This is a genomic window from Rhodosalinus sp. K401, assembly GCF_041365735.1.
Classification (GTDB): domain Bacteria; phylum Pseudomonadota; class Alphaproteobacteria; order Rhodobacterales; family Rhodobacteraceae; genus Rhodosalinus.
Window position 1 is genome coordinate 1 of record NZ_JBGFSI010000051.1, and the last position, 523, is coordinate 523.

Annotated in this window: 1 rRNA gene; it reads left to right on the top strand. The window is 56.4% G+C overall.

The window, feature by feature from the left end:
• Positions 1-195: 195 nt before the first annotated feature.
• Positions 196-523: ribosomal RNA gene (locus tag AB6A66_RS17490) — 16S ribosomal RNA — on the top strand; the annotation flags it as partial.

The window sequence follows — 523 nt, forward strand, 5'->3', positions numbered from 1 at the left end:
ACTGTTTGCATGTCGGCCTTCCAGGGGTCTTACGGGGTCCCGATGACGAAGGTGTCAGCTTCACTGTTTGTCGGATCTTTCCTTTTGGGACGATCTGCAGACAGATGACTTTCGGTGTGTGTCTGCCCGGCCGGGCGGGCATGTGCCGAAGATGTGCAGAGGTTCGACTGTCAAGGACGCGTTTTTGGCGCGTTTCAACTTGAGAGTTTGATCCTGGCTCAGAACGAACGCTGGCGGCAGGCCTAACACATGCAAGTCGAGCGAGGACTTCGGTCCTAGCGGCGGACGGGTGAGTAACGCGTGGGAACGTGCCCTTCTCTACGGAATAGTCCCGGGAAACTGGGTTTAATACCGTATACGCCCTTTGGGGGAAAGATTTATCGGAGAAGGATCGGCCCGCGTCTGATTAGGTAGTTGGTGGGGTAACGGCCTACCAAGCCTACGATCAGTAGCTGGTTTTAGAGGATGATCAGCCACACTGGGACTGAGACACGGCCCAGACTCCTACGGGAGGCAGCAGTGG